This is a genomic window from Brevibacillus borstelensis, assembly GCF_003710865.1.
Taxonomy (GTDB): domain Bacteria; phylum Bacillota; class Bacilli; order Brevibacillales; family Brevibacillaceae; genus Brevibacillus; species Brevibacillus borstelensis.
This window is the reverse complement of sequence record NZ_RHHO01000016.1, coordinates 131,367-156,378: the sequence shown is the minus strand read 5'-3', so window position 1 is coordinate 156,378 and position 25,012 is coordinate 131,367. Positions and strand designations below refer to the sequence as shown.

25 protein-coding genes and 1 riboswitch are annotated in these 25,012 nt (G+C 54.6%); of the genes, 15 read left to right on the top strand and 10 right to left on the bottom strand.

The genetic code is table 11. The features are described from left to right. Window positions 1-153: 153 nt before the first annotated feature. The 7 genes from EDM54_RS08825 to EDM54_RS08795 form a co-directional block, all read right to left on the bottom strand. The gene (locus tag EDM54_RS08825) at window positions 154-915 is read right to left on the bottom strand and encodes a pirin family protein (RefSeq protein ID WP_122958082.1); all 762 of its coding nucleotides are present in this window, start codon (window positions 913-915) and stop codon (window positions 154-156) included. A 101-nt stretch (window positions 916-1,016) separates the two neighbouring features. After that, the gene (locus tag EDM54_RS08820; protein ID WP_003389929.1) at window positions 1,017-1,403 is read right to left on the bottom strand and encodes a DoxX family protein; all 387 of its coding nucleotides are present in this window, start codon (window positions 1,401-1,403) and stop codon (window positions 1,017-1,019) included. Between the two features lie 82 nt (window positions 1,404-1,485). Next, window positions 1,486-2,112 (bottom strand): FMN-dependent NADH-azoreductase, encoded by a 627-nt coding sequence (locus EDM54_RS08815; protein ID WP_122958081.1) that lies wholly within the window; start codon window positions 2,110-2,112, stop codon window positions 1,486-1,488. 116 nt (window positions 2,113-2,228) lie between these two features. Further along, complete coding sequence (locus tag EDM54_RS08810) at window positions 2,229-2,684, bottom strand: MarR family winged helix-turn-helix transcriptional regulator (RefSeq protein ID WP_003389926.1); 456 nt, start codon at window positions 2,682-2,684, stop codon at window positions 2,229-2,231. A 191-nt stretch (window positions 2,685-2,875) separates the two neighbouring features. Beyond that, window positions 2,876-3,061, bottom strand: a complete 186-nt coding sequence (locus EDM54_RS08805) for a hypothetical protein (protein ID WP_024983307.1) — start codon at window positions 3,059-3,061, stop codon at window positions 2,876-2,878. A gap of 99 nt (window positions 3,062-3,160) precedes the next feature. Continuing rightward, window positions 3,161-3,646, bottom strand: coding sequence for a GNAT family N-acetyltransferase (locus tag EDM54_RS08800; protein ID WP_122958080.1), 486 nt, complete (start codon window positions 3,644-3,646; stop codon window positions 3,161-3,163). Continuing rightward, the gene (locus tag EDM54_RS08795; RefSeq protein WP_003389923.1) at window positions 3,646-4,332 is read right to left on the bottom strand and encodes a GntR family transcriptional regulator; all 687 of its coding nucleotides are present in this window, start codon (window positions 4,330-4,332) and stop codon (window positions 3,646-3,648) included. Before EDM54_RS08795 ends, EDM54_RS08800 begins: the two co-directional genes overlap by 1 nt. A gap of 109 nt (window positions 4,333-4,441) precedes the next feature. Here EDM54_RS08795 and EDM54_RS08790 point away from each other — a divergent pair, with 109 nt between their 5' ends. From EDM54_RS08790 to EDM54_RS08765, 7 genes are all read left to right on the top strand, one after another. Beyond that, a complete protein-coding gene (locus tag EDM54_RS08790) occupies window positions 4,442-5,380 on the top strand; it encodes an EamA family transporter (RefSeq protein WP_035979249.1) in 939 nt (312 codons plus the stop codon). 261 nt (window positions 5,381-5,641) lie between these two features. After that, entirely contained in the window at window positions 5,642-6,742 is a 1,101-nt protein-coding gene (locus EDM54_RS08785) for a carbohydrate kinase (protein ID WP_003389921.1), read from the top strand. Between the two features lie 3 nt (window positions 6,743-6,745). Continuing rightward, complete coding sequence (locus EDM54_RS08780; RefSeq protein ID WP_003389919.1) at window positions 6,746-7,663, top strand: pseudouridine-5'-phosphate glycosidase; 918 nt, start codon at window positions 6,746-6,748, stop codon at window positions 7,661-7,663. A 261-nt stretch (window positions 7,664-7,924) separates the two neighbouring features. Then, entirely contained in the window at window positions 7,925-9,433 is a 1,509-nt protein-coding gene (locus tag EDM54_RS08775; RefSeq protein ID WP_122958079.1) for a diguanylate cyclase, read from the top strand. A 147-nt stretch (window positions 9,434-9,580) separates the two neighbouring features. Continuing rightward, the gene (locus EDM54_RS08770; RefSeq protein WP_024983312.1) at window positions 9,581-11,998 is read left to right on the top strand and encodes a heavy metal translocating P-type ATPase; all 2,418 of its coding nucleotides are present in this window, start codon (window positions 9,581-9,583) and stop codon (window positions 11,996-11,998) included. A 19-nt stretch (window positions 11,999-12,017) separates the two neighbouring features. Beyond that, complete coding sequence (locus tag EDM54_RS26415; protein WP_155807946.1) at window positions 12,018-12,188, top strand: hypothetical protein; 171 nt, start codon at window positions 12,018-12,020, stop codon at window positions 12,186-12,188. Window positions 12,189-12,252: 64 nt separating this feature from the next. Then, window positions 12,253-12,456, top strand: a complete 204-nt coding sequence (locus tag EDM54_RS08765; RefSeq protein ID WP_003389916.1) for a copper ion binding protein — start codon at window positions 12,253-12,255, stop codon at window positions 12,454-12,456. A 108-nt stretch (window positions 12,457-12,564) separates the two neighbouring features. Here the strand turns inward: EDM54_RS08765 and EDM54_RS08760 are convergent, their stop codons facing one another. Together EDM54_RS08760 and EDM54_RS08755 are read right to left on the bottom strand one after the other, a co-directional pair. Further along, entirely contained in the window at window positions 12,565-13,122 is a 558-nt protein-coding gene (locus EDM54_RS08760) for a DUF3267 domain-containing protein (RefSeq protein WP_024983313.1), read from the bottom strand. 37 nt (window positions 13,123-13,159) lie between these two features. After that, window positions 13,160-13,540, bottom strand: a complete 381-nt coding sequence (locus EDM54_RS08755; RefSeq protein ID WP_003389914.1) for a Na-translocating system protein MpsC family protein — start codon at window positions 13,538-13,540, stop codon at window positions 13,160-13,162. Between the two features lie 238 nt (window positions 13,541-13,778). After that, window positions 13,779-13,923: riboswitch (cyclic di-AMP (ydaO/yuaA leader) on the top strand. 632 nt (window positions 13,924-14,555) lie between these two features. Here EDM54_RS08755 and kdpF point away from each other — a divergent pair. The 4 genes from kdpF (at window position 14,556) to kdpC (ending at window position 19,071) form a co-directional block, all read left to right on the top strand. Then, window positions 14,556-14,633: a K(+)-transporting ATPase subunit F gene (kdpF, locus tag EDM54_RS27345; protein ID WP_227277768.1), complete on the top strand. Its 78-nt coding sequence runs from the start codon at window positions 14,556-14,558 to the stop codon at window positions 14,631-14,633. A gap of 37 nt (window positions 14,634-14,670) precedes the next feature. Next, the gene (kdpA, locus tag EDM54_RS08740) at window positions 14,671-16,344 is read left to right on the top strand and encodes a potassium-transporting ATPase subunit KdpA (protein WP_122958076.1); all 1,674 of its coding nucleotides are present in this window, start codon (window positions 14,671-14,673) and stop codon (window positions 16,342-16,344) included. A gap of 87 nt (window positions 16,345-16,431) precedes the next feature. Continuing rightward, the gene (gene kdpB / locus EDM54_RS08735; protein ID WP_122958075.1) at window positions 16,432-18,471 is read left to right on the top strand and encodes a potassium-transporting ATPase subunit KdpB; all 2,040 of its coding nucleotides are present in this window, start codon (window positions 16,432-16,434) and stop codon (window positions 18,469-18,471) included. A 42-nt stretch (window positions 18,472-18,513) separates the two neighbouring features. Continuing rightward, on the top strand, window positions 18,514-19,071 hold the full coding sequence (gene kdpC / locus EDM54_RS08730) for a potassium-transporting ATPase subunit KdpC (protein ID WP_024983316.1): 558 nt from the start codon (window positions 18,514-18,516) through the stop codon (window positions 19,069-19,071). 161 nt (window positions 19,072-19,232) lie between these two features. Here kdpC and EDM54_RS26955 read toward each other — a convergent pair whose 3' ends face one another. Then, window positions 19,233-19,355 (bottom strand): hypothetical protein, encoded by a 123-nt coding sequence (locus EDM54_RS26955; RefSeq protein WP_255320310.1) that lies wholly within the window; start codon window positions 19,353-19,355, stop codon window positions 19,233-19,235. A 71-nt stretch (window positions 19,356-19,426) separates the two neighbouring features. On the opposite strand from EDM54_RS26955, the gene EDM54_RS08725 reads away from it, so the two are divergent. From EDM54_RS08725 to yunB, 4 genes are all read left to right on the top strand, one after another. Further along, the gene (locus EDM54_RS08725; protein ID WP_003389908.1) at window positions 19,427-20,383 is read left to right on the top strand and encodes a sporulation protein; all 957 of its coding nucleotides are present in this window, start codon (window positions 19,427-19,429) and stop codon (window positions 20,381-20,383) included. 172 nt (window positions 20,384-20,555) lie between these two features. After that, window positions 20,556-21,218 (top strand): sporulation membrane protein YtaF, encoded by a 663-nt coding sequence (ytaF, locus tag EDM54_RS08720; protein WP_003389907.1) that lies wholly within the window; start codon window positions 20,556-20,558, stop codon window positions 21,216-21,218. Between the two features lie 115 nt (window positions 21,219-21,333). Next, a complete protein-coding gene (locus tag EDM54_RS08715) occupies window positions 21,334-24,144 on the top strand; it encodes a calcium-translocating P-type ATPase, SERCA-type (protein ID WP_194247071.1) in 2,811 nt (936 codons plus the stop codon). Between the two features lie 45 nt (window positions 24,145-24,189). Further along, window positions 24,190-24,894 (top strand): sporulation protein YunB, encoded by a 705-nt coding sequence (gene yunB / locus EDM54_RS08710; RefSeq protein ID WP_024983318.1) that lies wholly within the window; start codon window positions 24,190-24,192, stop codon window positions 24,892-24,894. The last annotated feature ends 118 nt before the right edge of the window (window positions 24,895-25,012 follow it).

Sequence of the window (25,012 nt, the reverse complement as noted above, 5' to 3'; positions counted from 1 at the left end):
ACCGTATAACGTCCTTTCACTGTGATGCTTTGTCAAACATTCCCTTTTATTGTCTCTTGGGAGGGGCCGGAATATGCAAAGGCAAACAAACAGGCCGCTCCAGTCAGCGGAGCGGCCTGTTCAATCGTACGGTTTGGAAGGTTGCCTAGTTGTTTACTTTCGGTATAGCGGGTAGTCCACCTCTGACGGCACCTGAATCGCAACGAGGCGGAGCGATTCACCGGAAGGGGCGCTAAACCGGAGCTCTCCGGCCTGATCCGAGGACACCACGGCAAAATCGCCGCCGTGAAGGCCACTCGCTCCTTCTGCCAAATGCAGCTCCCCTTTGCCCGAAACGACAACTGCTGCCAGGGAATACCCCTTTGGAAGCTGCCAACGATAGGAATGATTGGCCGGGATGATGATATCTCTCATCAAAGAGTCGGTCACGAGAGAAATCGGCGCATCCGTACCGATCACCCGTTTCACCTGTACGCCGTCAATCACATCGAGCGGAAACTCTTCATGATTGTACTGGTTGTAAGTGGGCGGCACCTTGACCGCCTGGGAGAGATGAGGCTCAAACCAGATTTGAAACATTTCCGTGCCTGTACTCATTTCTTCGGCGTGATAAGCTCCTGATCCGGTCTGCATTACTTGCGCTCCGCCGGTGGATACTTGCTGCAAATTACCTAGTGTATCGCGGTGACCAACCGTTCCGTTTAGCACGTACGAAACGATTTCAAAGCCGGAGTGCGGATGCAGCGGTATTTCAAACGTCGTCAGCGATTTGGCCCAAGCCCAGTAAAAGAGGGGGCCGACGCGCTTGACAGCCGTTTCCTCGTGGGGAAAAGCAATCGGTTTGCTCTCCACGATTTCGCCATTGCCGAAATGGCCTTTTCCTTGCTGGTCCGGTGTATAGATGGAAATGTGCATAATGGCCTCCTTGTTATGGGACATATATGACAAAGAAAGTAGCTTCTATGCTAGCTGTTGTTTTGCATAAGGGCAAGGCATAACATGCTGATTGTTTTTGATTAGAACAGCGTATAGGCACCAGGACCGATCAGAGCAACGCCCAAAGCGACAGCAATCAGGGTCAGATTGTATTCGTAGCCGTTTTGTGTTGCCCAGTATCCGTTAGGGCCGTGGACTTTTACAATCGCTACAAGCATCGTGCCGATGATCAGCACAGCGCCTACCCAGGTGCCGACTCCGGCAGCAAACAGCAGTCCGCCAATCAGTTCACTCAAACCAGCCATCAGAGCCATGGCGACGCCGGGCTTCATGCCGATGGATTCAAACCATCCGCCCGTACCCTTTAATCCGTGACCGCCAAACCAACCAAACAATTTTTGTGTACCGTGAGCTGCAAAAGTAAGACCGACAACAAGACGAATGATCAACAAACCTACATCTACCATCATACATTCACTCCTTGTAAAATAATTTTAAATTAGAGTATTTTAAATTTGAGATATTAGTCCAAAAAAAGGCCGGCGGGCCTTAGAAGGATTCCGCCAGTTTTACAGCCTTTTCAATGCCTTCTTGAATAAGTGCTTCCGCTTTGTCAGGGGACGCATTGTGGCCTTCTACGATGACAGTGGACATGTCTTTCACGCCCAGGAAGCCCAGAATGGTTTGCACGTATTTAACAGCCATTTCAACATTGGCAGCAGGACCTTCGGAGTATACGCCGCCGCGTGCGTTCAGCAGAGCCACTTTTTTGTTGTTCAACAGCCCAACTGGACCTTCTGCAGTGTAGCGGAACGTTTTGCCTGCTTGGCACAGGTAGTCGAAATACGTGTGAAGGACAGCAGGTACAGTGAAGTTCCACAGCGGGAATGCGATCATCACTTTGTCGGCTTCGATAAACTGGTTCAGATATTTGTTAACCAGCTCAGCTGCTTTTTGATCTTCAGCAGTCATTTCCATTCCTTTGCCTTGTTTGAACATGGCATTGATTTTTTCTACATCGTAGTATGGCAGGTTTTCTGCGAACAAATCCAGTTCTACGATCTCGTCTTGTGGATGGGTCTCCTTATAAGAGTCCACGAAAGCTTGGTACAGCTTTACGCTGACTGCTTGCTCCACGGGACGGTTGTTGGCTTTGATAAATAATACTTTACTCATGCTTTTCTTATTCCCCTTTCAAAAGGAAAGTATATAACCTTGAAATAGTAAATCTTGATTTTAAGATTATTACGTATCGAGGATCTTGTCAAGAGTTTTTACACTTCCATGTTTTTTTATTTATGAAAGCGCTCTTGAGCAGAATGCCCCAACTTTTTTAACAGCTCGATTGCGCTTCTCTTTTCCTCCGGATTGAGGCCACTGACGGCTTGCTCAATGGCTATTTTATGGGAGGGAAAGATGGAAGCCAGAAACTGTTGACCTTTTTCCGTCAGTTCTGCGTAAATAACCCGCCGGTCTTCGGCACATGGCTTGCGGACCAGAAGCTGCTTCTTTTCTAGTTTGTCCACGACGTACGTAATGTTACCGCTCGAGATCAGGATCTTTTCGCCAATTTGCTGGAGAGGCTGGGGACCTTTATGGTACAGCACCTCAAGTACGCCAAACTCGGTGGGATTCAACCCATGCTGGCGGATTTCCCGCGTGGTATGTGCCGTTACCCAGTTATAGGCACGGGCCAAAACCACCATCAGCAAAAGCGAGTCGTCACGATGTTGCTGTTCTTCGGGCATTTGCGTGCACCCCCTTTAGGATTTAGTTCAGTACATATCTCAAATTTAAGATAATTATACACCTCTTAGTGGTGCTTGTCAAAGAAGCGGACAAAACGGCAGCAACGTATCCCGCATCAAATGTAGAAAGGGAAAGCAGGAAAAAGCTCCGGCCATTTGTTTTCATAGCCGGAGCCGGTTCCAGGTTGATTTTAATATTCCACTTTTGTTACCTCTTCCAGAGGTCCAAGAGGATTTTCGTGACCTTCCTTCAATTCCTTTTCCAAGAGCTTCTCATGGTGCTCGTCTGACAGATCAAAGTAGAAGAACTCGCCTTCCTGCTTGTCTTCGCCTTTTGCCTGCGCGTTGTTGTATCGTCCGTCTGTTTGATTCGACACCATCATCCCACCCATTTTTTTCGGTAGTATGTGCCGATGGACAGCAAATCATCCTTTCGCCGGGGGAATCGGCAAGCGGGGACAGCTTCCAAGACTTTTTCAGCAAGATGCAGACAGAGGGCGTTCAAACATGACCATGTCCCATGCCCGGATCCCGTTTTCAATCACGGGCTCGGGATAGGAACAGAAAAAATCCTTGCGAATTTCTGTCATGCGGAAGCCCGCCTTTTGGTAAAAAGCCAGATTGTCGATGCTGGAATTGGCGGTGCCTACTATGATCCGTGAAAAGCCTTTGGAGGCGAAGCGGCTGCAAAGCTCTTCAATTATGGCCTTCCCCACTCCCTGTCCGCGGAATTCCGGCCGGACGGCGAGGTTCTTGATCTCCGCTTCCTCGGGGGACAAAGCGTGCATCAGACAAACGCCCAGCACTTGGTCCTGCTGATCCTGGGCGATATACAGCTCTCCTCCGTACATGTACTGGTCAACGGCCTCGGCCCAGTCATCTGCCAAAAGCAAAAGAGAGCGGTATGCCTTTCTTTCTTCATTCGACTCAATCAGGGAAAGCTTTAGCCAGGGTCTATTCATCAGTCGTCTCCTTTGTTTGCTTTTTCCAGTTGGCGTGCTACCTCATGCATGGGTCTGAGCCAGTTTTGCGTCATCGCTTCGACAGCGGCCGCCGCATTTTTGTCGCGGAGGGCCTGAATCAGTAGACGATGCTCTTCTACTGAAGTGCGGGCAGGCAAAAAATGCTGGAAGAAGACAAATTTTAACCGGCGCAAATGCATGTGCAAGAGGGAGGTAAAGGATGATATGTACGTATTTCCGGCCGTTTCGTGGATCAGCTTGTGAAACGCCTCGTCCAGCTCCATGGCGGCATATGACTGGCTTGTCTCGATCGCTTCGGAAAACTGCCTGTTCAGCTCGGTCAATTCGTCCAGCACCGCATCGGTGATCTTGGGCACGACCAGCTCCGCAGCCAGCGCTTCCAAGGCGATGAGCGGCCGGTAGATGTTGGGGACGTCTTCGGGAGCCAGCTTGGTCACTCGCGTCTCCACACCGGGCTGCATCTCTACAAAGCCCTGCAGCTCCAGGATTTGCAGCGCCTCCCGTACAGGCGTCCGGCTGACTCCTATCGCGTCGGCCAGCTCCGTATCCAATATTTTTTCGCCCGGCTGCAGGGTACCGTCTATGATCCAGGTCTGCAGCTGCTGCAATACCTTGTTTTTCGCGGAGGTTCGTTCGACCTTTCGCAAATTGGGGGGAAGAGGCATGACAAGTCCTCCTTAGAAGGCGTTTTGGTAAAAGAAGCATCTTCTTGTATTTTACAGCAGAATGCGATATATTGCATAATATATTGGATGGGAGAGGAGAAAAAACACCATGATTTCTTCATTACGCGTCCGCGGCTTTACAATGGTGATTGTCGCTTCGATCTTATGGGGAGTCTCAGGCACCGTGGCCCAATCGCTCATGCAGCATTATCAGTTTCAGACGGATTGGCTGGTAGCGTCACGGTTGCTCGCCTCCGGATTGATCCTGCTCGCGCTGTCATTATGTGGGCCGCATCGTCAGAATGTTTGGCGGATTTTGTTCTCCGGCGGTGATTTGGCCCGGCTCCTGCTGTTTTCGATCGCAGGCATGCTCGCGGTCCAGTATACGTATTTTGCCTCGATCGAAGCGGGCAATGCGGCGACTGCGACGCTGCTGCAGTATTTGGGGCCCGTTTTTCTGGTTGTGTATCTCGTCATCAAACTTCGGCAGTTGCCTTCAGCAGCACAGGTGACGGCTCTGATCCTGGCTCTCGGGGGGACGTATCTGCTCATCACGGGAGGAAATCCGGGGAAGCTGACGATTTCCGCTGCCGCCGTTATTTGGGGGCTGGCCTCGGCGCTGGCGCTTGCTTTTTACACCGTATACCCGAAGCCGCTTCTGGGGCGCTGGGGGTCTACAGTCGTCCTTGGCTGGGCGATGCTGATCGGGGGCATCGGTCTTTGCCTGGCAAAACAGCCTTGGCAAGCAGTGGACATGATCTGGTCGGTTCCATCGGTTCTGGCTGTTGTCTTCATCGTCTTGTTTGGGACCTTGATTCCCTTTTATCTGTACGTAGACAGTCTGAACTATATCCGCCCGACAGAAACCAGCCTGCTTGCCTGCGCGGAACCATTGTCTGCCGTGATTACGACCGTTGTTTGGCTGCATGTGTCGTTCGGGATGTTTGAGTGGATCGGCGGTTTGTGCATTATCGGGACGATTTTTGCCCTGTCCCGCCATCGGGAAAAAGCGAAGGAGCCGGCGCTGCAGAATGCCGTAGAATCGTAAAAAAGGGCGGGCATAGAGGTCGGAAAATGCAGGCGATCAAAAGCGATCAACCATGGATTAGCAAAAAAGCAACATAACACAGCATAGCCGTTATAGAAGCGCATTCTTGTGCCCATCTTTTCGCGGATGGTCAAAGAATGCGTTTTTTCTTGCGGCACCATTATTTTCTCTTTGAAAACTTTTGTCTATGTGATAAACTTTTGTTTGTAAAGAGGAGCAGTTCGAGTTGCAAATGCTACTAAGGCAGAAAGGAGGAGGGCCGTGGACAAAGAAAAACAAATCCTCCGCTACATTCGTGAAAATCCGTTCGTCAGCCAACAGGAGCTGGCTGACAAGATGGGCATTTCCCGGTCGGCGGTGGCTGGCTATATCGCGCAGCTGACCAAGCGCGGCGAAATCAAAGGACGGGCCTATATTCTTCGCGACGAAGAGCTGATCGTCTGCATCGGCGGAGCCAATCTGGACCGGAAAGCGCGGGCCAAGCAGCAAGTGCGGCTCCACTCATCGAATCCGGTAACCATCTCTGAATCATGCGGAGGGGTCGGCCGCAATATCGCGGAAAATCTCGGTCGGCTTGGCTGCAATGTCTCGCTGATCAGCTGTGTCGGGGAAGACAAGGAAGGCGACTGGATTTTGCAGGAAACGAAAAAGCACGGGGTCGATATCAGCCAGGTGTGGCGGTTGCCCACTCAGCGAACCGGTACGTACACGGCGCTTTTGGACAAGGAAGGCGAAATGGTCGTCTCCCTGGCGAATATGGATATTTACGATACGCTCACGCCGCAAATGTTTGCGGAACGGTGGTCCCATATCGCAGCCGCCCGGGCCGTTTACCTCGATACGAACCTTCCTGCAGACTGTTTGGCATACGTGATCGGACGCTGCCGGGATGAGGGCATCGCGCTGTTCGTCGATCCGGTTTCTTCTGCCAAGGCGGAAAAACTGCCCGAGCGTTTGGACGGAGTCGAAGCAATCCTGCCGAATCGCGAGGAAGCCGAGCTTTTGTCAGGCATGGAGATCAAAACCATGCAGGACTGCGAAGAAGCGTGCCGGAAAATCAGGGCACGAGGCGTGAAAAGTGTCGTGGTGACGCTCGGCGAACAGGGCATTTATTATCAATCGGAGGACCAGGCGGAGAAGCTGGCCCCCTACCCGACAGAGGTAGTGGACGTGACGGGAGCGGGCGACGCTTTTGCCTCCGGTCTTTTGTACGGGGTCGTAAACGGTGAGCCGCTGGGCAGAGCGTGCCGGCTCGGCATGGCTGCTTCGGCCTTGACGCTGCAGACCGAGTATTCGGTATCGCCGCTGCTGAAGCCGGAGGAACTGGAACAAACGATAAACCAATACGAAGAGGAGCGATAACGGATGAAACAATACCTGACTTTTACAGATGAAGTGCGCCATGCATTGGACAATAACTTGCCAGTTGTAGCCCTGGAAACAACAATCATTTCCCACGGGATGCCGTATCCGCAAAATATCGAGATGGCGAAGGAAGTCGAGCAGATCATCCGTGACAACGGCGCGGTACCGGCAACGATCGGGATTATGGACGGAAAAATCAAGATCGGGCTGTCGGAAAGTGAACTGGAAGAGTTCGCGACGAACAAATCCGTTGAAAAAGTAAGCCGACGCGATTTCCCGTACATTCTCGCCAGCGGCAAAATCGGGGCGACGACGGTAGCCGGTACGATGATCGCAGCCCAGCTGGCAGGCATCCGCGTTTTTGCCACAGGCGGCATCGGCGGTGTTCACCGCGAAGGCGAAATCACCTGGGACGTGTCTGCTGACCTGACCGAGCTGGCGCAAACGGGCCTCGCAGTCGTATGCGCCGGATGCAAGTCGATTCTCGATATCGGCCGTACCCTCGAATACTTGGAGACACAAGGGGTGCCTGTCGTCGGCTATCGCACGGATGAGTTCCCTTCCTTCTTCGCAAGAGAGAGCGGCTTTGGCGTCGATTTCCGTCTGGATGCTCCAGAAGAAGTCGCAACCGTGATGGATACGAAGTGGAAGCTCGGTCTGGACGGCGGTCTTGTCATCGCCAACCCGGTACCGGAGAAGGATGCGCTTGATCACGGCAAGATCGAGGCAGTCATTCTGCAAGCGCTGAAGGAAGCGAAAGAAAACGGAATCGCCGGCAAAAAGGTAACGCCGTTCTTGCTCTCGAAAGTAAAAGAACTGACAGAAGGCAAAAGCCTGCAAACCAATATTGCCCTGGTGAAGCACAATGCAGCCGTGGCTGCGCAGATTGCCGCCGCTTATCATAAAAAGCAAGGGTAAATAAATACGCAAGGCTAATGAATATGCAAGGCTCAAAAGCAAATGCGGGAAGCCCTGTTCCGAATGGGAGGAGCAGGGCTTTTTGCCATTTCAAAAAGGTGACAAACTGACAACAACGGGCTTGCGATTTCAAGGAAGAGGGTCCGAAAACATTTACAAGTGAACCTTGCAGCTTTATGATGTAGCGGAGTACGTCTGCCATGCTGATCGCCCGTGACGGGGTCGCATGTGGCATACTAAGAAAGCAGAAGGCGTGAGAGTGTGTTAAAAGATTTCGGTACCAATCTGGCTATCTTGATTTCGTGCTTCTTGATCATCGGTCATATTTACAAAGGAAAGCTGGTCGTACCCCAGTCCCCCATCCGCATCCGTCTGGTGTATGGCGGTTTGCTTGGCATGGTAGGTGTCTTGCTGATGCTGTATGCGATCAGAGTCTCTCCTTCTGTGGTGGCGGATTTGCGACATATAGTGATTGTGTTGTCAGCTTTTTTCGGAGGGATGCCTGCGGCCCTGGCTTCAGCCGTCATCATCGCGGTCGGACGGGTGGGATTGTATGGTGTAAGTGCCGCCTCGCTGACTGCTGCATTTTTTGCCATCCTGATCGGAATCGGGTGTGGCGCCCTGTCCTATTTCCGAATGCAGCCCTGGAGCAGGATTATCCTTTTGAACTTCTACGGCATTGTCGTGGCCACATCTTCTCTGTACATGAATCTTCCCGATACATCTTTGTTAATGCAAGTGGCGATGTATCAGTGGCCAATATCCCTCATGGGGGGGATCCTCAGTTATTTGGTCATGACGTATATTCGCCGGACCAATCACCTGCTTTACGAGCTTGAGGAGAGCGAGGAGCGCTACCGGCGCTTGGTGCAGCTCTCTCCAGACGGAGTCCTTGTGGTGTCGGAAGGCAGAGTTGTGTTGACCAACGACGCTGCTTTAAAGCTTTTGGGACTGGAAAAAAGGGAGCAGCTGCTGGGAAAACCGCTGTATACCTTTACGAAAGAGGAGTGGCGAGCCGAAGCCTGTCGCGATACGTATGCGCATAAGCATATGGAGTCTGTCACGGATCTGATCGAGACAAGGTTTCGCCGCCAGGATGGCAGCGAGGTCGATGTCGAGACGGCGAGTACATGGATTTCCTATCGAGGCGAGCCGGCCCAATTGATTCATTTTCGCGACATTACGCTTAGGAAGCGGGCAGAGGAGCAGCTGATGTCAGCCAACCAGCTTTTGCGCGATTTGACCAATATGGACGGATTGACTGGCGTAGCCAACAGGCGCTGCTTCGACGAGCGAATTCGCGCGGAGTGGGAAGCATGTCAATCGAGTGGGGTTCCGTTCTCGCTCATTATGTTTGATCTCGATTATTTTAAAATGTACAACGATACCTACGGCCATCAACCGGGAGACAGGTGTTTGCGGGAAGCAGCAGGAGCAGCTGCAGCAGCCGTATCTGCGCTGAAGCTTCAGGGAGCGATGGTCGCCCGTTATGGTGGAGAAGAATTTGCGGTGCTGCTGCCGGGTACAGACGCAGATCGGGCCCTTGGAATAGCGGAGGATGTGAGGGAGCGAATCGTATCTCTGGCCATTCCGCACAGCGGCTCAAAGGCAAGCAGTGTGGTGACGGTGAGCGTAGGCGTCTCAACGCTCCTGCCTGCCGAGGCAATCTCCCCGGAAAATGCCATAGAGCGAGCCGACCAGGCTCTTTATGAAGCAAAAAAAGCAGGGCGCAACTGCGTTCGGATGGCTTCGCAGACCCCGTTTTGCTGAAATGGACAAGCGGGGAATTTTTTTTTGAAAAAAACGCTTGATATACCCTATGGGGGTACTGTATACTGAAGTTGCGATAAGAAAAGACGTAAGGGGAATACTAATAAAAATATACCCCATATGGGTATTTGGTTCGGAGGAATCAACATGAGCGGCAAAGTAAAAGAAGCGACAGTCGCCATATCCGGCATGACATGTGCAGCGTGTGCCATTCGGATCGAAAAAGGTCTGCAAAAGCTCGAAGGCGTCGAGTCCGCAAGCGTCAACCTCGCCCTGGAAAAATCGACAGTTGTCTATGACGCCGAAAAAATGAGCTTTCAGGACATCCAGAAAAAAATCGAGGATTTGGGGTACGGAGTGATCACCGACAAGGTAGAGCTCAACATCTCGGGAATGACCTGCGCTGCCTGCGCGACCCGGATTGAAAAAGGGCTGCAAAAGGTACCGGGCGTCATCCAGGCGCATGTCAACCTCGCCTTGGAAACAGGCTCTGTCGAGTACGACGCGAGCCAGGCGAGCGTCGCCGACCTGATCAGGCAGGTGGAAAAGCTGGGGTATCAGGCCGTACGCAAGGATGAGCAGTCCGAGGCGGAAACGGCGGACCGCCGGGCCCAGGAAATCGAACGGCAGACCGGAAAGTTTCTCTTTTCCCTGATCCTTTCCCTGCCGCTTCTGTGGGCGATGGTGAGCCACTTTTCCTTTACCTCGTTCATCTGGCTGCCCGATATGCTGATGAACCCGTGGGTGCAGCTGGCTTTGGCGACACCGGTTCAGTTCGTTGTCGGTAAACAATTTTATGTTGGAGCATACAAGGCTTTGCGCAACAAAAGCGCCAACATGGATGTGCTGGTCGCACTCGGCACCTCGGCCGCTTACTTCTACAGTTTGTACATGGCGATCCAATCCATCGGCACAGGGGCCCACATGATTGAGCTGTATTTTGAGACCAGCGCGGTATTGATTACCTTGATCCTGCTCGGCAAGCTGTTCGAAGCCAAGGCAAAGGGCCGCTCCTCGGAGGCGATTCGCAAGCTGATGGGCTTGCAGGCCAAGACGGCAGTGGTCATACGGTACGGAGAGGAAATGACGATTCCGGTAGACGAAGTGCGCCCGGGGGACATCGTCTATGTAAAGCCAGGAGAAAAGGTGCCGGTAGATGGCGTCGTTTTGGAAGGACAGTCGGCTGTCGATGAATCGATGCTGACTGGTGAAAGCATTCCGGTGGATAAGACTGTCGGAGACAACGTGATCGGCGCGACACTGAACAAAAACGGTTTTCTCCAGATTCAGGCGACCAAGGTCGGAAAAGAAACGGCACTGGCTCAAATCATCCGCGTAGTCGAGGAAGCGCAAGGCTCCAAGGCTCCGATCCAGCGCCTGGCGGACAGCATATCCGGCGTGTTCGTTCCGGTTGTAGTCGGGATTGCCGTCCTTACCTTCGTGATCTGGTACTGGTTCGTTTCGCCGGGCGATTTCGCCTCGGCATTGGAAAAGGGAATCGCGGTGCTCGTCATTGCCTGCCCGTGCGCATTGGGACTGGCTACGCCTACTTCGATCATGGCCGGTTCGGGCCGCGCGGCAGAGCTGGGCATCCTGTTTAAAGGCGGAGAGCATCTGGAAACGGCGCACCGATTGGATACCATTGTACTGGACAAAACGGGTACCGTAACGAAAGGCGAACCCGAGCTCACGGACGTCTTTGCTTATGACATGGACGAAAGCGAGCTGCTGGCACTGGTCGGAGCCGCCGAGAAAAATTCGGAGCATCCGCTGGCCCAGGCGATTGTCAAAGGGATTGGCGAAAAAGGAGTTTCACTGGGGGCTGCTGAAGCGTTTGAAGCGATTCCCGGATTCGGGATCCGCGCGGTCGTAAACGGCAGGGAGGTGCTCGTCGGAACGCGCCGCCTGCTTGCCGAAAAATCGATTTCCTATGAACAGGCCGCAGATGTCATGTCCTCTCTAGAGAAGGAAGGAAAAACAGCGATGCTCGCTGCTGTCGATGGACGCCTGGCTGGTATGGTCGCCGTGGCAGACACGATCAAGCCGACTTCCCGCGAAGCGGTAAAGCGGATGAAGGAAATGGGCCTGACTGTCATCATGATGACCGGGGACAACAGGCAGACGGCAGAAGCGATTGCCCGTCAGGCGGGGATTGACCAGGTGATTGCCGAGGTGTTGCCGGAAGGAAAAGCGGACGAAGTGAAAAAGCTGCAGCACCAAGGCCGCAAAGTAGCGATGGTGGGAGACGGCATCAACGATGCGCCCGCACTGGCTACAGCCGACATCGGCATGGCCATCGGCACCGGAACGGATGTGGCGATGGAAGCGGCGGACATCACGCTGATGCGCGGAGAGTTGACCAGTGTCGCCGACGCGATCGTGATGAGCCACAAGACAATCCGCAACATCAAGCAAAATCTGTTTTGGGCATTCGCCTACAATACAGTCGGGATTCCGTTCGCAGCACTCGGTTTTCTCGCGCCGTGGCTGGCCGGGGCCGCAATGGCCTTCAGCTCTGTCTCTGTCGTGCTGAACGCCCTGCGCCTGCAGCGGGTGAAATTGTAATGGGAAAGGGGAAACGAGGATGAATCTCAAAACAAAATGGGCGCTCTCGGCAATCGTCTATCTGCTGCTCGTCATCGGCGGCTATCAGCTGTACACAGTCTGGGCCGGTCCCGACGAGGCTCCTCACCAGCAACCGGCTGGCCATGCCATAGAACAAGGCAAGACCCATCTGTCTCATCCCCAGGGTTGACCTTGGGAGCGGTGAGGCGGCATGGTTATCATATAAAAAGGAAAATTGAGAAGGAGAGATCATGATGCAAAACGTAACGCTGAAAGTAGAAGGAATGTCCTGCAACCACTGCGTAAACTCGATTGAAAAAGCGCTGAAGGAGCTGGGTGCGGCAGGCAAAGTTGACCTGGCGGCAAAAACGGTCGAGGTGTCTTTCGACGAAGGCAAACTGACTGTGGATGCGATCAAGGAAGCGATTGAAGATCAGGGCTACGATGTTGTAGCGTAAAACGGTTTTTGGAAGTAAAGAAGCCGCGTATCGGGTGATGGCAAACGTCACTCGCATACGCGGCTTTTTTTGTATTTTTGGGGTGGATGAACGCTGCTGTGACAAACCTCACTTGCTTCCATTGCCATCTTCCACGGGAATATAGGCGTCATAACCGATGCTGTCCACAGAATCGGTAATAAGCGTCTGCCGGTCATACTTCCGCAGTGTCCACAGGATGTAAACATCGCCAAAGCTGCCGGCTATCATAAAAAAGCTCCACAAGTACCAAAAAAGCGAATGTCCCATAAGGGAAAGACAAAAAGGGACCAATCCCAAGATCAAGCCGGGCAGCAGTACTGCGAACCGGTAGCGGGATACCGCAATCGGTTTTGCGCAGCAGCAGTAGAAAACCAGTTTCTTCGGTACAAATCCAAAGCGGATGTCGGAGAACGAGACTTCCCTGCTGAGCAAAAAGCCAATCCCGTGCAAGCATTCATGGACGACAATCCCGGCGACCACCAATAGCAGAAAGAGAAAAAGACCTTGGATCGACACGGAAAACGTCACCTCGCCGCCGTACAGGAAAAGGGCAGCGATGAAAAAAGCGATGGAAAAGAAGATACTGTAAATGTTTGCTTTCAGAGGATCGAGCACCACCTGCTGCCTCCGATACTTTTCGTTCAAGCTTTGTTCCCTCCAAACGGCGATGACTCACTAGAGTTTAGCTTTTCATGTCCAACAGCGCCTTCTCCAAATCCTTGTTCAGCACGTAAACCTCGATCCGCTCGCCCATTTTTGTGCTGATATCGCTGTGGCTGGAAAGCACCCTGCAGCCGGTGATGGTTTCGACGATCTCCTCGCACTCCTTGCTGTACATCTCGCGCAGGACCTCTCGCATTTCCTTGACCACGCGGCGTCCCTTTTCATGATGAGCCAAATGCTTTTCCTCGACAGTGAGGACGCCTTTGAAGCGGCAGATCACCATATCGCCGACGATGTACGATTTTCCTTCCTGCGGGCCGCGTCCGATCAGTTCGCGCTGAAACTTAATAAACGCTTCGCTGATCTCGGCTTCCATTTTCTTCTTGTGGGAAACGGCCAAACCAATTCCTCCCTATCTTGTCATTGAGCCCTATCTTACTGAGCGCCAGAGAGGCTGTCAACGCGAGAATGGAGAAAAAAGGAAACGGGAGATAACGGGCAAAATAATTTGATCGCTTGAGAGAATGAACGATTTATCCGTTTTCATTCCGATTTTTCTCCCAAAAGAATCGGAAATCGGTCAAAATCAGCCGTTCACAACCAATCGCGTCCGACTTATAATGACACATAACAACCAATTGCAAATCTGGCCTAGTCCCGGGGCGCCCGGGAGCGGAGGACCCAATCAGTAGGGGTTAATTCCACGGTTTTTGTGGAAGGGATGAGAAACTCTTTCGCCATCCTACCCGTCAGCTAACTTCGTCGGCTAAAGCGAGGGAGGTCAAAAGACCGCCTGTTCGAGGAGGCTTTTTTTGTTGCCCAAATGCGGCAGCAATCCGCCTGTTCGATCTGATTTGCAGGTCTTTTCGTTTTTCTGTCAGTAAAAATCGTCTGTTTTGGAAAAAGGAACAGGGAGACAGAGCGCAAAGAGGGCAATGGATTGCCGGCTGGGCGTTAGGTAGACCAATGAGTACTTTTTCCCCGACAAGGCAAAGCAAGAGACACCGGCGGATCGAAGGGAGAAGCGATTCTGGATGAATCGCCGTCCGGCCCGATCCGTTTGCGAGCGGCTGTTTTTTTGGCTGCCCGCAGTGGCCTGTGCTTGTTTGTCGCCTGGGGAAGGAGTAAGCATTGGTCTATTTTTTTACCCAAAGGCACCGCTCCGGGCATCGCTTGGGAGAGGGGCAGAGGCGTAAGCGAAAGAGTCCGCTCGGCTCATACACGACAAGTCAAAGGGAGGATGAAAGCAAGCAAGTATTCCGGGTGGATTGGACTATAAGCAATTTCCTGAGCATGGAGGGAGGCTCGAAGATGGACGCGGTTTCCGTATTGCTGATCGCCTTGTCGTTTGCGATTTTTTACGGCGTCGTCAAGTTTTGCGAGGCAGTAGCAGAAGAGCAGGAGGGGAAGAAGGAATGAGCGTTTTGCTGTTGATCGCCGCCGGGCTGATCGTATACCTGTGCCACGCCCTTGTTTATCCGGAGAAATACTAGAGTCCGTCTGTTTGAAACATGTGAGGAGGAGCTTGTTGTGGACTTCATCCAAATTTCGTTGTTTTTGGCCTTGCTGCTTGCGGCCGCCATCCCGATGGGCCGTTATCTGGAGAGGGCCTTTGCCCTTGAGAGGACCAGGATGGACAAAGTGTTCGGCGGCGTAGAGCAGGCCCTCTATAAGGTGTCCGGCATTCGGACAGGGGACATGAACTGGAAGCAGTATGTTGTGGCTCTGCTGGCCAGCAACCTGGCGATGGCCGCCATCTGCTATCTGATTTTGCGGCTGCAGGGGATTTTGCCGGGCAATCCGGCGGGCATCGGCGCGATGGAACCGCTGCTGGCATTCAATACCGTCACATCCTTTCTGACCAATACGAACCTGCAGCATTACAGCGGCGAGACAGGACTTTCCTATCTGTCGCAAATGGCTGTCATTATGTACCTGATGTTTACTACGCCAGCGACGGGAATCGCCGCCGTGATGGCATTCATGCGGGGAGTGACCGGCCAAAGTAGCCTCGGCAACTTTTACGTCGACCTGGTGCGTGCCCATACACGGCTGCTGATCCCGCTGGCTGTCGTCGTCACGCTGGTACTGGTCAGCCAGGGAGTACCGCAGACGCTGGAGCCGGCGGCGACCGCCCATACGCTCGAAGGCGTGGAACAGCAGATCGCGCGAGGGCCTGTAGCTTCCCAGGTTGCGATCAAGCATCTGGGAACGAACGGAGGCGGCTTTTTCGGCGTCAACTCGTCCCATCCGTTTGAAAACCCGACGCCGTTTACCAATGTGCTGGAAATGCTCTCGATGTTTGTCATCCCGGCCGCGCTGCCGATTGCGTTTGGGCACATGGCGAAAAGCCGCAAGCAGGGGTGGATTTTGTTTGCCGCTATGGGGCTGATGTTCCTTGCCTTTTTAACCATGGCGTACATCAGTGAAACGAACGGCAACCCGGCTCTGGCAAAAGCGGGCCTCTCTCAGGAGATGGGCAGCATGGAAGGAAAGGAAGTGCGCTTCGGCATCGTGCAAAGCGCCCTGTTTACCGCGGTGACCACAGCCGCCACGACCGGCACGGTCAACAACATGCACGACACCCTGACGCCGCTGGGCGGCCTGGTTCCGCTCGCGCAGATGATGCTCAACTGCGTCTTTGGCGGCGACGGAGTCGGCATGGTCAACATCCTGATGTACGCCTTGCTGGCGGTGTTTCTGGCCGGGCTGATGGTCGGGAGGACGCCCGAGTTTCTGGGCCGCAAGATCGAGGCAAAGGAGATGAAGCTGATCGCGCTCACGCTTCTCGTCCACCCGTTGATCATTTTGGCGCCGTCCGCCGTGGCTCTTGCCACCGGGATGGGCAGCACCGCCATCTCCAATCCCGGCTTTCACGGCATTTCGCAGGTCGTCTACGAATTCACGTCCTCGGCTGCCAACAACGGCTCGGGCTTTGAAGGGCTGGGGGACAACACGCCGTTTTGGAATATTTCGACCGGCTTGGTCATGCTGTTTGGGCGGTACATCTCCATCATCACGATGGTTGCGGTAGCCGGGTCGCTGCTCAGAAAAACGCCGGTGCCGGTGACCTTGGGCACGCTACAGACCGACAGCAGCGTCTTTTTGCTTATTCTCTTGGCGACAGTCCTGATCGTCGGGGCGCTGACCTTTTTCCCGGTCGTTGCGCTGGGTCCAGTGGCCGAGTGGCTGACGATCCGATAGACACGTGTATGTAATTGATATGGCTGACCTTGGATTATAGCCGACCCGGAGTATAAACAAAGCGGCTCCGGGGGAAGGAGACTTTCGATGAGTACACAGCGCAAAACCGCGCTTTCCCATGATTTGTACAAACGGGCTCTGCTGGATTCATTCCGGAAGCTGGACCCGCGCGTGATGTGCAAAAATCCGGTGATGTTCGTCGTCGAAGCAGGATTTTTGATCACGCTGCTCTTGGCTTTTTTTCCGACCTCTTTTGGCGGCCAGTCCGATCCGGGCTACAATGCGGCCGTCAGCTTGATCCTGCTGTTCACGATCCTCTTTGCCAACTTTGCCGAGGCGCTCGCCGAAGGCCGGGGCAGGGCGCAGGCGGACAGCCTGAAAAAAACGAAACAGGATGCGGTGGGCCGGCTCGTCCAAAAGGATGGAAGCGTCAAAGCGATCCCGGCCACCAAGCTGCGAAAGGGCGATCTCGTCATCGTCGAGGCGGGCGAAATGATCCCGGGCGACGGCGAAATTGTCGAAGGCGTCGCGTCGGTGGATGAATCGGCGATCACCGGAGAGTCCGCCCCCGTGATCAAGGAGGCGGGCGGGGATTTCAACTCGGTCACCGGCGGAACGCGGGTCGTCAGCGACACGATCAAGGTGCGGATCACTGCCGATCCGGGCGAATCGTTCCTGGATCGCATGATCAGTCTCGTAGAAGGGGCCAAGCGGCAAAAAACGCCGAACGAAATCGCATTGAGCACGCTCCTCGTCACGCTGACGCTGATTTTTCTGATCGTCTGCACGACGCTTTTGCCGATCGCCGGTTACGTGAATGCAGCTATCCCCATGGCGACGCTGATCGCGCTGCTGGTCTGCCTGATTCCTACCACCATCGGGGGGCTTTTGTCAGCCATCGGCATCGCCGGCATGGATCGCGTCACGCAGTTCCATGTGATCGCCAAATCGGGGAAAGCGGTAGAGGCCGCAGGCGACATCAACACGATTATTTTGGACAAAACCGGAACGATTACGTTTGGGAACCGGATGGCCGCGGCCTTTTTCCCGGTCGGGAATGCGAGCGAGGAGGAATTGAGCCTGGCTGCGGCGCAAAGCTCCATCTTTGACGAGACGCCGGAGGGAAGGTCTATTATCGAACTGGCAAAGCGGCAGGGAGTTTCTTCGCCTGTTCTGGATATCCCTCGGGCAGTGGGAATCGAATTTCGGGCGGAGACGAGAATGAGCGGCACGCTGCTTCCGGACGGGCGTGAAATACGCAAAGGAGCTGTCGATGCGATCAAGGCGCATACCGCAGAAAAAGGCGGTCAGATTCCCGCGGAGCTGGAGGAGAAAATGCGGCAGATCGCCACAGAGGGCGGCACGCCTTTGGCTGTAGCCGTGGACGAACGCATCCTCGGGCTGATCTATCTCAAAGATACAGTCAAGCCGGGTATGCGGGAGCGCTTCGAGGAGCTGCGGCGGATGGGCATCCGCACCGTCATGTGCACAGGCGACAATCCGCTGACGGCGGCGACGATTGCCCGTGAGGCGGGGGTAGACGACTTCGTTGCGGAGGCGAAGCCGGAAGACAAGATTTCCTTGATCAAAAAAGAGCAGGCGCAAGGGAAGCTGGTCGCTATGACGGGAGACGGCACCAACGACGCTCCGGCGCTGGCCCAGGCGGACGTCGGGCTGGCGATGAACAGCGGTACCGTGGCGGCGAAGGAAGCAGCCAACATGGTGGATCTCGATTCCGATCCGACCAAAATCATCGAGGTGGTAGCGATTGGCAAGCAGCTTTTGATGACCCGCGGAGCATTGACGACGTTCAGCATCGCCAACGACGTCGCCAAGTATTTCGCGATCATCCCGGCGATGTTCATGCTGGCAATTCCGCAGATGTCGGCGCTCAACATCATGCAGCTGGCTACACCGCAAAGCGCCATACTGTCCGCGCTGATCTTCAATGCCGTCATCATCCCGATCCTGATTCCGCTGGCGATGAAAGGGGTCAAATACGTCCCGATGAGCGCAAGCAGGCTGCTTGGCCGCAATCTTGCCTTATACGGATTGGGCGGAATCGCCGCTCCGTTTGTCGGCATCAAGCTGATCGACTTGGCGCTGGTCTCGCTGAGCCTGGTCTAAATCGTCACGACACCCATAATGGAAAGGAATAGGTGAATGTCCATGCTGCAAAATGTTCGTCTCAGTGTCGTTCTGCTTTTGATCTGCGGGCTTGCCTACCCGCTGGCGATGACCGGCATCTCCAAGCTGGCGATGCCCGCCAAGGCGAGCGGCAGCCTGATCGTGGATGACAAGGGAAACGTGATCGGTTCAGAGTTGATCGGCCAAGCGTTTACAGACCCGAAGTATTTTGCGGGACGCATTTCTTCTATTGAATATAATGCGGCAAGCTCCGGCTCCAACAACTACGCCCCGTCCAATCCGGCTTTGGCCGGGCGGACGACAAAGGACATAGAGGCTTTTCTGAAGGCCAATCCGACAGTCAAGCAGGAAGAGATCCCCGCCGATCTCTTGACCAACTCCGGCTCCGGGCTGGACCCGCACATTTCCCCCGAGGCGGCTCGCGTACAGGCAGAGCGCATCGCAAAAGCGAGGAATCTCGATCAGGCTAGGCTGAACGCCTTGATTGACGAGTATACCGAGGAGCGGAGTCTGGGTGTCTTTGGACAGCCCCGGGTGAATGTACTCAAGCTGAATATTGCGCTCGACCGGATGAAGTAGAGGGCAGGCCAAAGGAGCTGGCAGACCAAAATGAACTGGCAGATAAAAATGAGTGGCAGGCCAAAATGAGCCGGCAGGAAAAAAGGAGCGGGAAAGACCGTGAAGTCTGCTTCTTTTTTCCTTCAGGAAAGCAGGCTTGCCAGTGACTTGCCGCAAGTCAGCTACCGTGTGCATTCCCGGAAGCTGACCCGGAAAGGAGCGCCAATTAAACGATCGATTAACAAGGCGGTAAGAGGCAGGCGGCGTTCCTCCATGATCGTTTCGTGAACAATTGCCGGTGCCACTCGCGCAGCCACCCAGCTTTTGCTACACTGGATATATTAGCGTTCGTTTATTTGATAAGGAGGAACCCGTCATGTTCAAAAAGTTGATGGCCAAATTCGGCGTAGGCGCAGCAACCGTGGATCTTCGGCTGGATCAGCCGGCTTATCGCCTGGGTGAAACCGTGACCGGACACATTCATATCGAAGGCGGGAACGTGGAGCAGCGGATTACAGAGCTGAGCGTTCTTTTGATGATGAACGCCCGGGTCAAAGGGCAAATCGTAACCCGTCAGGTGCATTCCGTCCAGGTTGCCCACAGCTTTAAGGTACTGCCAAAGCCTTACACAGTGGACATCCCCGTTTCCTTTGAGCTTCCGCAGGGGCTGGCGATCTCGTCGCCGTCTATCCAGTACGGCTTGCAGACAAAGCTGGACGTGGAAATGGCGCTTGATCCGACTGACATGGATCGGGTGGAGGTGCTGCCGCCGGAGCCGGTGGAGCGGGTACTGAACGCCCTGAACCGGCTGGACCTGCGGCAAAAGCCGGACTCCGGCGGTCTGACTCCTTATGGACAAGAGTTTTCGTTCTTTACAGGGCAGTCGCTGGGGATACCGCTGCGCGAGCTGGATGTCGTCTTTTTCTCCACGCCTGGCGAAATGCGGCTGCTGCTCGAGCTCGACTTGACCGTGCCGGGCATGCTGATGGGACGCCAGAAGGAGTACAAGGCAGAGCTCATCGTGCCGCAGGAGCTGCTTGCCGCAGAGAAGGAAGAGGAGCTGTCCCGTTTTTTGCTGGAAAAACTGCGCGAGTACGCGGAAAATCCGCAAGCCATCCCGTATGTTTCCATGGCTTCCTATGGGCAAATGCATGGAGGTCGTTCCGGCATGGGCGGCATGATCGGCGGAATGGCTGCGGGCCTCCTGGGAGGAATGCTCTTGGGCGAGCTCATGTCGGATGCGGGTGAGCTTGCCTTCGGGGAGTCGGGCGAAGAGTCCGGCGGCGATGAAGGCGGAGACGATTTTGACTTTGGCGGCTTTGATGATCTGTAAACACGCAAGTTTTTGGCCCGGGGCATACCCTCCGGGCTTTTCTTTTTGCTTGAAACATATCGTGTTTACAGATGAGCGAAAGCTGCGGGAAAACGCCCCTGGTCAAAAAGGGCACATCGGATAAGCGCGGAGCGTATTCTAAAGGGCAACGGGAAAGAGAGGTGATGGCATCATGAGCGGCTGGCTCTCGCTTCTTCTTGTGTCCCTGGCGATTAGCATGGATAGCGTCACCGTTGGATTGACATACGGTCTTCGGAATATGCGGATTCCTCTGATATCCCTTGCCGTCGTCGCCGGTTGTTCCTTTGCCGTGGTGTATACGGTAATGGCAGTAGGTTCGACGCTTGTATTCTGGCTGTCACCGGAGTGGGGCAAACAAATCGGAGCGGCTGTACTGATCGGGATGGGCTCATTTACCTTGTGGCGGCTGGTCTCTGCCCGTTCAGCCAAAAAGGACCAGACAAGTGCAGGCGAGTCTGAACAAAGCGGCGATCCGGCGCTCGTATCCCAATTCCGCATTTTTGGGCTGATCATCCAGATCCTCAGAGACCCCTCTTATGCGGATGCCGACAAATCGGGGCATATTACGGGCAGGGAAGCGGTTTTGCTGGGATTGGCGCTGTCGCTGGACGCTTTTGGCGCGGGGATCAGTTTGACATTCTTAGGCTATTCTCCCCTGACGGTAGCTGCATGTATCGCCGCGATGAGCGGTGGCCTGCTGTATCTTGGCGTGGTATTGGGGCAACAGGCCGGAAGGTGGAAGTGGCTGTCGCGGCTTACCTGGTTTCCCCCCATCCTGCTCATCTGTATCGGTTTGTTCAAAAGCTTCACGTGAGATCGTAAATCGACCCGTCCTTTCTGCAAGCAAGGACGGGTTGTTTGTGTGTTCCCCGGACAAGTGGGTTATTTTGGGGCCTGTCTGCATACATATGAGATGAAGTGTGAACGGGATGGAGGAGATTCAGGTGGACACAAGGCCCAATCAAAAATGGTACACGCTTGCGGCTGCTGATGTGACGAGAGCGCTGAACAGCGACGCCAGAGAAGGACTGTCCCAGAGTGAAGCGGAGCGCAGACTGGCCAAGATCGGCGCCAACCAGTTGGCCGCGAACAAGCGCAAGCCGCTGTTTACGGTCTTGCTTGACCAGTTTAAAGATTTCATGGTGCTGATTCTGTTCGTTGCCACGTTGATTTCTTATTTTCTCGGAGAGTATCTCGATGCCATCACGATTATCGCCATCATTTTCATTAACGGGGTGCTGGGCTTTATTCAGGAAGCCAAGGCAGAACGGTCCCTGCAGGCCTTAAAGGATTTGGCCTCCCCGATGGCCCGCGTGATGCGCGACGGCCAGCTTTTCCTGATCCCGGCATCCCGGCTCGTTCCCGGCGATCTGGTGCTGCTGGAAGCAGGGGATCGGGTCCCGGCTGACCTGCGTCTGTTTTCAGCCAATCGGCTAGAGATCGAGGAGTCGGCATTGACAGGGGAGTCTGTTCCGGTTTCCAAAACCGCGGGGGCGCTCTCGGCTGTGTCCGATGATGCGGTGCCGCTCGGAGACCAGAAAAACCTTGCATTCATGGGCACGATGGTGACCGGAGGGACCGGGCAAGGGCTGGTCGTCTCCACAGGAATGGATACCGAGATCGGAAAGATCGCCCATATGATGAATCAGGCGGAGATAGCCGAGACTCCTTTGCAAATCCGCTTGGAGCAAATGGGGAAAATCCTCGTAGTCGTCGCCGTTCTGCTCACGCTGGTCGTGATCGGAGCAGGGGTATGGCATGGGCATGAGCTGTTTACGATGTTTCTCGCCGGTGTGAGTTTGGCGGTCGCCGCGATCCCGGAAGGTTTGCCGGCCATCGTGACTGTTGCCCTGGCTTTGGGGGTACAGCGGATGATCAGGCGAAACGCAATCGTCCGCAAGCTGCCGTCCGTAGAAACGCTTGGATGTGCCTCAGTCATTTGCTCCGACAAGACAGGAACCTTGACGCAGAACAAAATGACCGTCACCCACATCTGGCATAGCAACACGACCTATCAGGTAACCGGCAGCGGCTACGAGCCGCATGGCGCCTTTCTTCTGCAGGGCAAGCAAATTGCTCCCGACCGCGATCAGGCGCTGGTTCAGTTGCTGCAGATCGCCCAGCGCTGCAACAACGCCCAGCTCTCCTGCGAAGAGGAGAAGGCGCGCAGACTGCTTGGCATGGGGAAAGCGGTGAAGCGGTGGCAGGTGGTGGGAGATCCTACGGAAGGCGCACTCAAGGTACTGGCGGCCAAGGGCCTCGGCTTCGATCCGGAGACAGGCAAAGGGCGTCAGGAGGGTGTTCGCGTAGACGAACTGCCTTTTGACTCCGACCGCAAAATGATGTCGGTCGTGGAGCAAAAAAGCGACGGAAGCTATGTCCTGTTGACCAAGGGGGCGGCGGAAGCGCTGCTTTCCAGATGCAGCCACATCATGTGGAACGGCCAGGTGCAGCCCCTGTCCGCCACGATGCGCCACCGGATTTTGGACCAGACAGAGGAAATGGCCGCCCAGGCTTTGCGGGTCCTGGGATTCGCCTACAAGCCGCTGCAAGGCTATCGCAGGGGTCAATCGGCCGAAATAAAGGAAACCGACCTGATCTTTGTCGGACTGGCGGGCATGATTGACCCGCCGCGCGAGGAAGTGCGCCCGGCGATCAATCTGTGTCATCAAGCAGGCATCAAGACGGTGATGATTACCGGCGACCATCGCATTACCGCTGAGGCGATTGCCCGCCAAATCGGGCTGATGCGCGGCTACGGAGAGATCATGGAGGGGCGCGAGCTGGATCGATTGACCGATGAAGAGCTGGCCGAACGGGCCGAGCGGGTCGCGGTTTATGCCCGGGTCTCGCCAGAGCACAAGCTTCGGATCGTCCGCGCCTTGCAAAGCAACGGGCATGTAGTGGCGATGACTGGCGACGGCGTAAACGACGCGCCTGCGATCAAAACGGCAGACATCGGGATTGCCATGGGGATTACCGGTACCGATGTGACCAAGGAAGCCGCCGATCTCGTTTTGCGTGATGACAATTTTGCCACGATCGTTGCTGCGGTCGAAGAGGGCCGCAACATTTACGACAACATCCGGAAATTTATTCGCTATTTGCTCGCCTCCAACGTGGGTGAGATTCTGGTCATGTTCTTCGCCATGATTTTGGGGATGCCGCTGCCCCTGGTGCCGATCCAGATTCTCTGGGTGAACCTGGTGACGGATGGGCTGCCGGCGATGGCGCTGGGGGTCGATCCGCCCGAGGCAGACACGATGTACCAGCGGCCGCGCAACAAGCACGAGAACATTTTCGCCAGGGGATTGGGATGGAAGATTGTCAGCCGCGGCTTTTTGATCGGCCTCATGACGCTTCTGGCCTTCTGGCTGACCTGGCGGGAGAACCCGGATGACCTCGTCCACGCGCAGACTGTCGCATTTGTCACACTCGTCATGGCCCAGTTGATCCACGTCTTTGACTGCCGCAGCCAGCACAGCGTTTTCCATCGCAATATTTTTGAAAACAAGTATCTTGTATGGGCCGTGCTTTCCTCGATCGTGCTCGTGCTTGGGGTCGTGTATCTGGATGCGCTGCAGCCGATTTTCAAAACGACCGATCTGTACTTCCGCGATTGGGCACTGATTATCGTAGCGGCCGGCATACCTACATTCGTCGCGGGTATGGGAGGTGTGCTGCGGCGCGGACGTCCGCGCCCAGCGAACAAATCGACTGCAGGGACAGTGCGTTCCTGATCCCTCTGCAAGGCAGATGTCAAAAAGCCGGGAGAGAGCGAAATCGTGGTTCGCTATAGAAAAGGAGGCTGGCGGCGGAGGGGGAGACGATTCTTCCTGACGCTTGTCGCGCTGCTTATCGCGTTTATGGTCCTGTTCGTGATCGTCGAGAAACGGATCGAACCGACCTTGCTGTTGATTGCGACCCAGAAAGCGGATCAGGTGGCGAAGCTCGCGATCACGGACGTGGTTACCAAGCGGCTGACCCAGCAGGGAGTGGACTTCAACGAAATTATCGTCATGGAAAAGGACAACGAGGGAAACGTCAAGGCGATGAATTTCAATTTTGAACAGTACGCCCGGATTGTGGGGGAAACGACCACCCGGATTCAAAACCGGATGAAGGAGTTCGAGGAGGAGAACGTCAAGATTACCGTCCCGCTTGGCCTGGCGACCAAAAGCGTGTTTCTCGAGCATTACGGTCCTGAAATCCCTGTCTCTTTTGTCCCGGTTGGTTCGGTAAAGACCAGGCTGGAGACGGGGATGAAGCAGGCCGGAATCAACATGGTGCTGGTCACGGTCTACATCCAGGTGGAGGTTACGCTCAGGATTGTCATCCCTTTTGCCACCGAGGAAAAAACGGTAGTGACCCAGATCCCGATCACGGAAGCGCTCGTCGTGGGCAAGGTGCCCGATTATCTGTACAACAACCCCGCCGGCAAGCCGGATGTGCCGTATCCGCGGGCTCCGCAGGGCGTGGCAAACCCTTAAATCAGGGGAGAAGCTTGAACTATAAACACTCCGTTTTCAAAAATCGTGAAACGTTTTTTTCTTTGCTGTCGTCCCAATAGCAGGACAACATCCAAACAAGAGATGAATGGGAGATGAC

Coding starts and splice junctions, on each gene's coding strand:
- kdpC (WP_024983316.1), top strand. CDS start 18,514: ATGCTGCAAAATGTTCGTCTCAGTGTCGTTCTGCTTTTGATCTGCGGG.
- EDM54_RS08820 (WP_003389929.1), bottom strand. CDS start 1,403: ATGGTAGATGTAGGTTTGTTGATCATTCGTCTTGTTGTCGGTCTTACT.
- kdpB (WP_122958075.1), top strand. CDS start 16,432: ATGAGTACACAGCGCAAAACCGCGCTTTCCCATGATTTGTACAAACGG.
- EDM54_RS08790 (WP_035979249.1), top strand. CDS start 4,442: ATGATTTCTTCATTACGCGTCCGCGGCTTTACAATGGTGATTGTCGCT.
- EDM54_RS08765 (WP_003389916.1), top strand. CDS start 12,253: ATGCAAAACGTAACGCTGAAAGTAGAAGGAATGTCCTGCAACCACTGC.
- EDM54_RS08770 (WP_024983312.1), top strand. CDS start 9,581: ATGAGCGGCAAAGTAAAAGAAGCGACAGTCGCCATATCCGGCATGACA.
- kdpF (WP_227277768.1), top strand. CDS start 14,556: ATGAGCGTTTTGCTGTTGATCGCCGCCGGGCTGATCGTATACCTGTGC.
- EDM54_RS08715 (WP_194247071.1), top strand. CDS start 21,334: ATGGAGGAGATTCAGGTGGACACAAGGCCCAATCAAAAATGGTACACG.
- EDM54_RS08800 (WP_122958080.1), bottom strand. CDS start 3,646: ATGAATAGACCCTGGCTAAAGCTTTCCCTGATTGAGTCGAATGAAGAA.
- ytaF (WP_003389907.1), top strand. CDS start 20,556: ATGAGCGGCTGGCTCTCGCTTCTTCTTGTGTCCCTGGCGATTAGCATG.
- EDM54_RS08825 (WP_122958082.1), bottom strand. CDS start 915: ATGCACATTTCCATCTATACACCGGACCAGCAAGGAAAAGGCCATTTC.
- EDM54_RS08810 (WP_003389926.1), bottom strand. CDS start 2,684: ATGCCCGAAGAACAGCAACATCGTGACGACTCGCTTTTGCTGATGGTG.
- EDM54_RS08725 (WP_003389908.1), top strand. CDS start 19,427: ATGTTCAAAAAGTTGATGGCCAAATTCGGCGTAGGCGCAGCAACCGTG.
- EDM54_RS08795 (WP_003389923.1), bottom strand. CDS start 4,332: ATGCCTCTTCCCCCCAATTTGCGAAAGGTCGAACGAACCTCCGCGAAA.
- EDM54_RS26415 (WP_155807946.1), top strand. CDS start 12,018: ATGAATCTCAAAACAAAATGGGCGCTCTCGGCAATCGTCTATCTGCTG.
- EDM54_RS08780 (WP_003389919.1), top strand. CDS start 6,746: ATGAAACAATACCTGACTTTTACAGATGAAGTGCGCCATGCATTGGAC.
- EDM54_RS08815 (WP_122958081.1), bottom strand. CDS start 2,112: ATGAGTAAAGTATTATTTATCAAAGCCAACAACCGTCCCGTGGAGCAA.